Origin of the sequence: Niallia sp. FSL M8-0099, from assembly GCF_038006945.1 — a bacterium.
Lineage (GTDB): Bacteria > Bacillota > Bacilli > Bacillales > Cytobacillaceae > Niallia > Niallia circulans.
This window is the reverse complement of the sequence record NZ_JBBOWF010000001.1, coordinates 1,903,495-1,913,837: the sequence shown is the minus strand read 5'-3', so window position 1 is coordinate 1,913,837 and position 10,343 is coordinate 1,903,495. Positions and strand designations below refer to the sequence as shown.

Sequence of the window (10,343 nt, the reverse complement as noted above, 5' to 3'; positions counted from 1 at the left end):
AGGAGTGAAAACATGGCGTTGCAAATGAGCACCACTATAACTTTAAGTTATACAAATGATATGGTTAAGTATGACGAAAACTTTAAATTGAATTTCCCGACCGTAAGGGAAAGCATTGTACAAACTATTAATATTAATAATGCGTATTATATGATTGATCGAATAGAGGGTAGTAAAGAAGAATTAACAATCGTGTTAAATATGTATATAGATTCTTCAAAGAGTTGGCTTATAAAGGTTGACACGTTTAAATTTATTCCATCCGTAGCAAATGATTCCCCTGATTTTATTAGACAAGGATATAATCACCTTAAGAGTTTGGATGAGTTTTCAAATGCAATAGACATTTTAGAAGAAGGGCAAGTTGCTTAGGAATTATATGAATAGGGTTATTAGGTTAGAAACAGGAGGTCAAAAAATGACGATAGAAGAATTTGAAAAACGTTATTGTGAACGTTCAGCCATTACTATTGATGAATATCACAATGATTATAATTTAATTACTTTACCTTGTAGTTGTGAGAAGGAAGGATGTGAAGGTTGGGCAGCGGTGAATAATTTGCCAGTATCAATCAAGGCACATAAATCCTTATATATGTTTGGGCTTTAAAGCAACTTATATCACTTAAAATGGTTTAGAAGAGTTAGACAGCATCATAGGAGGGGAAACCTATGAAATTTATAATAATTTGTCCAAATTGTAAATCCAATAACTTATAAGAGTTCTCATCCATGGATATGGAAGTAGCTTTTATTCGTCAAGATTGTAACTATAGAGAAATGACTGATGAAGATGATTAAAGAGTTTAATTGGAAACTAAACCGCAATAAGCACTCTAATTAAAGAGTGCTATTTTTATTGATTGGAGGATAGAAAATGAATATAAGTGATATTGCCTCATCACAATTCGTATGGGCAATTTTATGTATATCGTTAGCTGCTTACGTTTTGCGTGAAATGAGGAAAGATTCAGTATCAAGAGAAAACAATTTAATTAACTTGTATGAAGAATCAAGAGTTGAATCAAAAAATAGAGAAGATAAGCTTATGGATCACCTAGAGAGATCGAATGAAGCCCAATCACAAACGGCAACTACATTGGAAGCAATTCAAGATCACTTGGGGAAAATTGATGATCGTGTCGGCAGTCTTGAAGCTTTAGCAAAGAAAGATAATGATAAAAGGTGACTTTTATCTAATATTTATACTCATTTAATAACTTTTACAGGACACCCATAAAAATGGATGTCCTTTTTAATTAAATCAAGGAGGTGTCCTATGGTTAGACAGGGATCAGGATTCGATGGGAGTGAAGATATTCAAATTTCAACTAGTAATCAAGAATTAGTCCCCTCTACTCCTGCAAATTGGCATAATGTAGTGAAATCATTTTATAAGTTTTCATTTAAAAACAAAAGCGATTGTCATATTTTAGTTAACGGAAAAAGACTGTTTTGCGAAGCTGGAGATGGATTTGAAAGTACAGAAATAGACGTAGAAGTGACTAGTTTTATCATTGAAGAAAAAGATATTGAATTTAAGTGGCGAGGCGCTTATTAAAAGTGAGGTGAAATCATGTCTTTGTTCACAAATGATTTGTCAAATATACAAAAAATAGATTCTCAATTAAAAGAAAAAGCCGAAAAAGCTGATTTAGTTAAAGTTAGTAAAAAAATAGGAAATGAGATCAATATAAAAGAGTTTGAACATTTGATACCAAATAAAGAAGTTACTCAAAATGAATGGGAATGGGATTGGACACTAGCTTTTAAATCAGCAATGGATGCATGTAATTATAATAATGTCTTATTGATTCCTGCAAAAGAATATAGTTACCTCATTACTGATACTATTATAAACAAAGCTAAAGCAATAATTGGAGAAGGTACATATATTGATAGTGGAGATAAAGGCGTTCTAATTAAATTTGAACCAAAAACCCCTTCTGATTTACTACCAGCATTCGAGATTAATAGAGGTTATCCTAGTGTAGAAAACATTACAATATGGGGAAACACTGACTACAACGCAAGCAACTTAGCGTCTCATATTAATAAAACATTCTTTGATCAAGATAAGTATGAAATGTTTAGTACGGGATTATGTGGAATTCGTATTTCTGGTTCAGCAAGAGTTGTATTTAAGAACGTAGTTACTAAAAATATAAAAGTGGGTATATTATCTGACTCTACATCAGGACATCATACTTTTTATGATTGTAATATTCATGGGTTGATTGGTATTTACATCCGAAAAAACAGTGGAGATTATTACCTTCAAGGTGGAGATATCAAAGGTGCTTTTTGTGGGATAATGTGTGGGATTCAATCTCAATCTAATCATTATGGTGGCATAGACGCATTTAAAATGAACAGAGTTCATATGGGCTTTTCACCTTATGGAATATATCAAGTTAAAGACTCTGATAATTACGATGCTCTATCAACAGTTTTTGGTATATCTGGAAACTTACAATTTGTAAGATTTGAACAGATCGGTGAAGCTGCAATCAAGCTCCTAAATAAAGCTACTAGTAGTAATCTCTCAATTGATGGATTTGGCTTTTCATGGAGTAGAGCTAGTTTCACCGGTGAAGGATGGGAGTACCCATTACCTGATACCTTAAAGCCTCTTCCTGAGAAACAAAAATATGCAGCTTACTTAGGTAGATTGGCAAACAACGTAGACATATCTTCTCTCACTGGTCAATTGATTAAATCCACTAATTCTGGATCGATAGGGTCAGCATACATAGATTACTTATCTTCATCTGCTAATCTTGATGGATTAAATGTTACAACAACGATAATAAATGGTAAGGCAACTTCATCTATACCTGATTTGTCAGAATTGAGAAATTTTAATGATCGTATTCAAAAATACACCACTCCTATTTCAGGAGGGAATTTGTTGAAAAATCCAGAAATTATATCTAGTTGGAGTCTCACGAATACAAGTATAGAGATAATTAAAGACACTTCATCAGTCCCTGTGTTTACTGAAGAAATGGTCAAAGAAATCGGCAAGATAAGTACAATAATAAAATTTACTCCTACGGGAACGGGCAATCCTTTTGTAGAAATATCATTAAACAAGGTATATTCGACTGAAAATAGTATGAATTTTTCTATGTTTGTTTTTACACCGAACCAAATTAGAACAAAACTAATTGCTAACAATAATAGTTCGATTTATGATTCGACTTTTACAGTTTCTAATAGGTGGAGGAAAATTCAAGGGTTGGACAGTAAAGCCCCGGTAGGATCAAGAACCTATTCAAAAATGACCTTTGAGAGTATGGCACAGGGCTCACCAACTTATATTGTCGCATTAAGATTAACAGAAGGATCTCTTTCCCCCTATAGCCCAACTGAGCATCTCTCGACAACAGAAGATATAGAATTATTAGATAGTTCAAAAGGAATTATACTTCGATCTCAAAATGGTAAAAGGTTTAGACTAACTGTTAGCGATGAAGGGCTTCCTATTTTCACACAGCTTTAAATTACTTTATCACGTAAATTATTTACTATTCTTGCTGGTGCACCTACAACTGTTGAATTGGAAGGAACGTTCATTAGTACAACTGAGTTAGCTCCGATAACAACATTGTTTGCTAATCTCACTTCTCCCAACACCTTTGCTCCAGATCCTATGAACAATTTATCACCGATAACGGGAGAACCGTATGAATTAGTTGGGGTATCTTTATTACCTATGGTAACTTGATGAAATATAGTAGCATACTCTCCTATAGTTACATTAGGATGAATAACTATTCCGTTTCCTCCATGTGGTAATCTAAGCCCCCCTCCTATTTTGCATTTTGCTGGGATAACAGAATGGTTACAAATTCTAACAAATAATAAGTCTAATAGTTTATACATTATATTAAATAATTGCTTAATTACTGGTACATGTAAATCATAGTAAATCCAATTTCCAAATCGATAAGTAATCAATAAACTTGATATTAATGGGTCTTTTACATTGTTAACATTAAAATCCATTCTTAATTTTTTAAACAAATACTATCACTCCTTCTCGATTTAGACTCATTATCAATATTCATTATAACGAACAATGATAAAGACTACAACTAAGTAATGAAAATTATATTTCGGAAATAATATTCCTTATTTATTATAGATATACAAGGAATATAAAAGTATGACTTGTTATTAATAACCAAGATATATTCCTCAATAAAGAATATTAATATGAGGATATAAATTTAATAGTTTGGCATTTAAGGAGTTTCTGAGAAATCGGAAGCTCCTTTTTTATATGCAAAAAAAATAATTAGGAGGAATTTGTAATGAGTATAAAAGTAAAAGAAATGTTGGTTTCGTCTTCTAAATATAGTATTAAATGCCCCTACTCTATGGATGCTGAATATATAACTTTCCATAATACTGCAAACGATGCTAGTGCACAGAATGAGGTCAAATATATGATCGGAAACAACAGTGAAGTATCTTATCACTTTGCTATTGATGATAAAGAAGTCGTTCAAGGTTTACCACTCAACCGTAACGCATGGCATACTGGCGATAGTTCCAAAGGTGACGGCAATAGAAAATCAATCGGTATTGAAGTTTGTTATTCTAAATCTGGTGGAGAAAAATATAAAAAAGCTGAAGCATTAGCAATTAAATTTATCGCTCAACTTTTACATGAACGTAATTGGGGAGTTGATAGAGTTCGTACTCACAAATCATGGACTGAAATTGGGGTTAAAAAAGGTTACTCTTCTTATGTTAAAAATTGCCCTCATAGAATATTAGATGCTGGAAGATGGAACGAAGTCCTGAAAGCAATAGAGAATGAATTAAAAGCATTAAAAGGTGGAAATAAAACTGACGAAAAAGTTATCGAAGCTCCTAAAGAAGAAGTTAAATCTGAAGTAATTAATTCCCCTTCTAAGCCATCTACAAGCTTAGGATTGGTTGATTGGATGAAGTCTAAAGGGATGGATTCAAGTTACAATAATCGTGCAAAATTAGCCAAAGAATACGGTATAGCTAATTATAGTGGTACTGCTTCCCAAAACGAAAAGTTGCTCGATCTGTTACAAGCTGGAAAGAAACCTGCTTCTCCATCTAAATCAACTCCTAAAACGAACGGCAACCCTAAGAATTTAGGTTTAGTTGACTGGATGAATGCTAATAAAATGGATTCTAGCTTTTCTAATCGTGAAAAACTAGCTAAACAATATGGAATTAGTGGTTATAAAGGTACTGCTGACCAAAATATTAAATTGTTAGAAAAGTTAACTAGTGGGGCTAAAGTAAGTACAAAAGCTACTTCTTCCCCTACTATAAAAGTTGGAGCTAAGGTTACCTTAAAATCCTCTGCAACTAAATATGCAACTGGTGAAAGTATTCCTAAGTCAATCAAAGGTAAAAAATATACAATTCAACAAGTTGGTAGTGGCAAAGTTTTATTGAAAGAAATTTATTCATGGGTTAAAACTAGCGACTTATCTTAATACGTCATCACTCCCCTTCTGTTCGCTCAGTTGGGGATTTTTATTTATAAAACTTTAGGAGGAATATGAAATGGAAGCTATTCAGCAATTATTACAAAGTCAATTTATTGAATTATTATCAACTGTGTTAGTTGCATTCGCTGGTATTATCACAACTTACGTGACTAAATTTTTAAAACAAAAAGGTTTGCTTGCTAAATTAGAACATAATAAAGGTTTAGTTAAAATCGTTGTCAATGCAGTAGAACAAGTTTCACATGAATTAAAAGGTGAAGAAAAGTTCGAAATTGCGAAAGGACAATTATTAGATCTCTTAGCATCTAAGAAAATTAAAATTAGTGAAGAAGAATTGAATCAATTAATTGAAGCTGTAGTCAAAGAAGTTAAAGCAGCATCTAAATAACATAAGAAAACCCAGTGAGGAAATGGAGAATAACCTCACTGGATTTCTATCTTCATGAATTAACTCTAAGTGATAAACAGTGGTACTTATAATGTTTCCATAAAAGTTAAATTTTATTACCTTTTTTCTGCTTATTATATTCAGTAAGTAGTTTAATGAAGTTCGAATGAAAATTTCCATTACTAGGTAAGTTATACTCTTTGTACAACTTAAATAAAAACCGTTTTCTAGTTTTAACATTTGTTAAACTATCTAATAGTTCTGTGTCCATTCTATCTAAAATCAACATTGCTACTTCACTATATTCCTCTTTAAGAAAAAATACTTTAGTTGGTAAATTCCCCATAACCTTATTATATCCATTCGGATACATAGAATTATAAGCCCTAATTGCATTATCTTCTAATTCATTCAAATCCCCAAAGTTAACTTGACCCAATGGTATTATTGAGATCTCGAAATAATCACCTAACTTAAAATCTTGAAATACTTCTGCATTTCCCGAATTAGCTTTGAAATGTTGATATACTCTATCAAATATACTCTTAGCTTGACCAATATAGTATTTATCTAAATCCACATTATGAATTACGTATATTCCTGCGATATCTTCCATGTTTAATTGTCTTCTTATATTATAATTTTTAAGTTTTAACAAATCTTCAGGAGAGTATTTCTTATTTCTATTTCTGATTAAGTCTAGCTCTTTTCTTGTTTGTTCTCTTTTTGAGTTTCTCTCATAATCCGTTTTCAACTTATAAAAGTATGATGGTGAAATTCTGAGCACTCCATCATCCTTTAATACTTCTCTCATCCAAGACAATTCACTTTCAGAAAACAAAGCAGTAACCTCCCTTCTAACCTCTTCCCCACTCCCTCGAAGGGTCTCCTTCAAGTATCTTATTATGAATTCATATACAAACCGACGCATATTTATATATGATTTAAAATCACAAGGAAAATCACAACTTGTCCAAAAACGCCTAAAAATCACATATAAAATCACCGCATTTAGTAATTTTTTAGGACGTTTTAGAAAAGCTTAGGAAGAAGTCACAAATGGTAATCTATCATATAAAAACCTTATAGGACAAGCTTTTTAGCTCTATGTCAACGTTTCTAAACTTGTATATTTAACGAAAATACTTCAAATAACACCCATCATATCGGTATCAGCATAATATAATTCAATATTCCTAGAACTCACATATACCACGGTTTCTAGCACTTCCTTTACTCAACTTTTTATAAAATAATCACCATTTTTATCACTCTGTGATAACGTTAAATTTCGCAACTGCATCAGATATGCCAATTGATGTAATATATGACCATAGGTTCTTAAAAAGATTTTTATTGTCCAGCAATTATATATAAGCTGTTTTATTAAATAACTCTTTCACCTAGTCTCATAAATTCATCAACTAAATTACTTATAATAGCGACTTACACTTACTCCTTTTTATTTATTCAACAAATTCTTTTAATACAGTCATAATATTACTCATTTTATGTATGTAAATGGTATCAACTAGAATTTAATTTTTCATTAGAAAGCATTTTAAGTAGTCCGATTCCTTGGTTTTTACTGCTTCAAAACAAAGAAAGGAGTACCACCGAATATTATCCATAATACTACATCTTTTAAATAAATCCAATTCAATAAAAGGTCAGGGCTATTATCACCCTAACCTTTATAAAGGAAATTGTCATATCTAATTCATTCACACAGATTGTAGTTTGAAGGAAGATATAACATAGCCTTAATTATACAATCGGGGAATTTGCTCATCTAATTCAGGAAGATGGATATAGAAGGAAGACGAGCAATAGCCCAATTTTAACTTATAAATATTGTGACACAATTACATCCTGGTCAAAAGGAGTAACACCTTGATTTATAGAAAATACAATATCTGCCTCTTCTATATTATCACATTTTTCCCCTCTTGCCTTAATATTCAATTCTATTAACTCATAAAGATTAGGTTTAATTAAAGTAGTCATTGCTTTACCCATTAATACCATACCTATTTTATTACCTTCCACATTATTGTAATAATCAGGATTGTTTCTAAGTGCTATATCTGTCCATATCACTTTGTTTTCATGAAGATCGATTATCATAGGTATACTTACTCTAGCTTCAGAAGTTACATCCATTCTGTTCTCGACTGTCTTAGGTTCGTAAATTTCTCCAGAATTAGGATTTTCCCTATCCATCCATCCCATAAAACATTCGGGTAACTCACTAAAAGTTTGACCAGTAAAGGATTGAATTGAAAGTACTATATATCTTCCTCCAAATTTTCTAACAGAATCAATTTCTAAATCGATAAATTCACTTGCTCCATGAGGAGCTGAAGTAATATCCCCACTATGAAAAGCTTTATACTTTGATGATCTCAGATTTGTATAGGACACATGCTCTAAATAATTCCAATTATCATCATACATTACTGCAGACAAATCTATATCTGCCCTATCCAAATTATTTTCTTTCCAATAAATAAAGGAGCGAATAGTACTGGTTGAATCGCTTATATCTAATTTTGAACCTCTTACTACTGATTTAAGTGATTTACTTGCTGACCGTTGCGAAAAAGGCACAAGATAATTTTTTAATGATTCATCTAGATAAACCTTACCAAGATAGTCCCTTTTCTTATACTCATTTACTAAACTATTTTCGCAGATTTGTACTATGCTATTGCATATATTCTCCTCAATCTCAGGAAGGTTATTATCTATGACAAATAATTTAGCAACATTACCTTTAGGGAAAAATGTTCTTTTCTCTTTTTGATTATTTCTATTTTTAAAGTGCTCTCTAACTTGCAATAGCACTGTAGTTTCAACACTATCCGCCACATTTTTAAATTCATTTAGTATTACATTTGGGTTAGTATGCAACCTTATTAAATGATCTAATTTACGTGCGAATTCCCCTGGTCTTTTCACTAATAAAGATAATGCTTGATCCATTCTATTATTTTCTAACGCATCAGTTAACACACCATTAAATGTTTGAATTGGTTGATTATTTCTCAGCTTAGTAAAAGCCTCTTTTACTTTTTCATATCTTTTGAATTCTGTAGGATGTAATCTTTCACCTATTCTAATCCATCTATTCTTATATCGTTTCATATCCTCTTCAATATTAGAACAATTTTCTAATAAGGACATTAATAAACGTCTTTCCTTACGTTTGAAACTTTTAAACTTTGTATTAGTTGCTAAACTAATATCTCCTTCTGACATAGCAACGGCAATTCTTAATACATCAGTAGCTATCTTTACATAATCAAATAATACAGAAGTATTTATGTTATTATGCAGTAACAATTTAGATAACAAAGCTACATTTTCTTTTGAAGGTATTTCTTTAGGTAAGATATTGTTAACTTTGTCAGGATATTCATTGAAAAACCATCTTAAATCCTCTTTATCAGTTTCAGAAATAGAAGTTTTAGAAGATAATAGATTTATAAAAATACTTTCAAATTCTTCCTCGGTACCTATCTCTATTACTTTCTTGGTTGTTATATCATATAATGGTAATCTCTCTTCTTTTTTATAATTAGGAAGTAATGATCCAAATGACCAGTAATGAAAAATAGCATTAATGAATAACTCGGAGTTATCTGCATCCATTACTTGGTGAGGAAAGTTAGGATACATTGGATTGTATTGTTTGTTAGCTCCTACTAACTCTTTTAAATTTTTAATTAAAGCAATGTAGAAACTGTTTAATTGACTTGTGGAATATGTATATAGGATTTCAATAATATTTTTCGATAATGTAAATCCCAAATTATCAATGTTTAATAATATTGTCGCAATGTAGTTTTTCTGTGGAGTTTTTTCATTACCTATATTCAATAGTAATTTGTTTTTTCTTCTTAGGTAAATATCATTTATAACCATTTAATCACTCCAATTGTAAAATAACTCTAACACTTCCATCCACACACCATACTTATTTTAATTTTACATTTCATCTTCACTTTTCACCCTGTTTCTATCTGACTTTCTCCATAATATTCTTGCAGGCTCTTTAGATTTGTATTTATTTTACTTTTTTTTGTCTAAATTTTTAATACTAAGACGTACCAAGAGCAAATATATACCTTCAAACGCATCAAGATCGATTTAAAATCTGTTTCTTTTAAGTCTGTGGCTAAGGAGTTCTACGAGTGAGTATTTCATTTGCCCAATAATGAAAGTGTACCTAATATAAGTTATTTATTTTTTCTCTTTCAGCCTCAGTTTTTTCTTATACATATAGGCCACAAATTCTTCCTCACGATTTCCATTTCTTAATATTACGTTTATTTTTCTCCATTCACTCTCAGAAAACAAAGAAATGCCACCCTTCTAAGCTCTCCCCACACCTACAACTATGTCCCTTCTAGCGACTAACATTGAATAGATAAACAAATCGACGC

At 31.2% G+C, this 10,343-nt stretch carries 10 protein-coding genes; 7 read left to right on the top strand and 3 right to left on the bottom strand.

All coding sequences use genetic code 11. The annotated features are described in order from the left end of the window. The first annotated feature begins 12 nt into the window (after nt 1-12). The 5 genes from NSQ92_RS09140 to NSQ92_RS09120 all read left to right on the top strand — a co-directional run bounded on the left by NSQ92_RS09140 (nt 13) and on the right by NSQ92_RS09120 (nt 3,505). Nucleotides 13-372, top strand: coding sequence for a hypothetical protein (locus tag NSQ92_RS09140; protein WP_341152602.1), 360 nt, complete (start codon nt 13-15; stop codon nt 370-372). A gap of 46 nt (nt 373-418) precedes the next feature. Further along, entirely contained in the window at nt 419-610 is a 192-nt protein-coding gene (locus NSQ92_RS09135; RefSeq protein WP_341152601.1) for a hypothetical protein, read from the top strand. A 267-nt stretch (nt 611-877) separates the two neighbouring features. Next, nucleotides 878-1,189 (top strand): hypothetical protein, encoded by a 312-nt coding sequence (locus NSQ92_RS09130; protein WP_341152600.1) that lies wholly within the window; start codon nt 878-880, stop codon nt 1,187-1,189. A gap of 90 nt (nt 1,190-1,279) precedes the next feature. Then, nucleotides 1,280-1,561: a hypothetical protein gene (locus NSQ92_RS09125; RefSeq protein WP_341152599.1), complete on the top strand. Its 282-nt coding sequence runs from the start codon at nt 1,280-1,282 to the stop codon at nt 1,559-1,561. A gap of 15 nt (nt 1,562-1,576) precedes the next feature. Further along, nucleotides 1,577-3,505 (top strand): hypothetical protein, encoded by a 1,929-nt coding sequence (locus tag NSQ92_RS09120; RefSeq protein WP_341152598.1) that lies wholly within the window; start codon nt 1,577-1,579, stop codon nt 3,503-3,505. Here NSQ92_RS09120 and NSQ92_RS09115 read toward each other — a convergent pair. Then, nucleotides 3,502-4,029, bottom strand: a complete 528-nt coding sequence (locus tag NSQ92_RS09115; protein ID WP_341152597.1) for a serine O-acetyltransferase — start codon at nt 4,027-4,029, stop codon at nt 3,502-3,504. The genes NSQ92_RS09120 and NSQ92_RS09115 overlap by 4 nt on opposite strands. Before the next feature lie 290 nt (nt 4,030-4,319). Here NSQ92_RS09115 and NSQ92_RS09110 point away from each other — a divergent pair, with 290 nt between their 5' ends. Both NSQ92_RS09110 and NSQ92_RS09105 read left to right on the top strand, forming a co-directional pair. Then, complete coding sequence (locus NSQ92_RS09110) at nt 4,320-5,492, top strand: N-acetylmuramoyl-L-alanine amidase (protein ID WP_341152596.1); 1,173 nt, start codon at nt 4,320-4,322, stop codon at nt 5,490-5,492. 70 nt (nt 5,493-5,562) lie between these two features. Then, a complete protein-coding gene (locus NSQ92_RS09105; RefSeq protein WP_341151592.1) occupies nt 5,563-5,895 on the top strand; it encodes a phage holin, LLH family in 333 nt (110 codons plus the stop codon). A 106-nt stretch (nt 5,896-6,001) separates the two neighbouring features. On the opposite strand, the gene NSQ92_RS09100 is transcribed toward NSQ92_RS09105, so the two are convergent. Next, entirely contained in the window at nt 6,002-6,889 is an 888-nt protein-coding gene (locus NSQ92_RS09100; RefSeq protein WP_341152595.1) for a GIY-YIG nuclease family protein, read from the bottom strand. Between the two features lie 851 nt (nt 6,890-7,740). Beyond that, the gene (locus NSQ92_RS09095; protein WP_341152594.1) at nt 7,741-9,822 is read right to left on the bottom strand and encodes a TerD family protein; all 2,082 of its coding nucleotides are present in this window, start codon (nt 9,820-9,822) and stop codon (nt 7,741-7,743) included. Nucleotides 9,823-10,343: the final 521 nt, after the last annotated feature.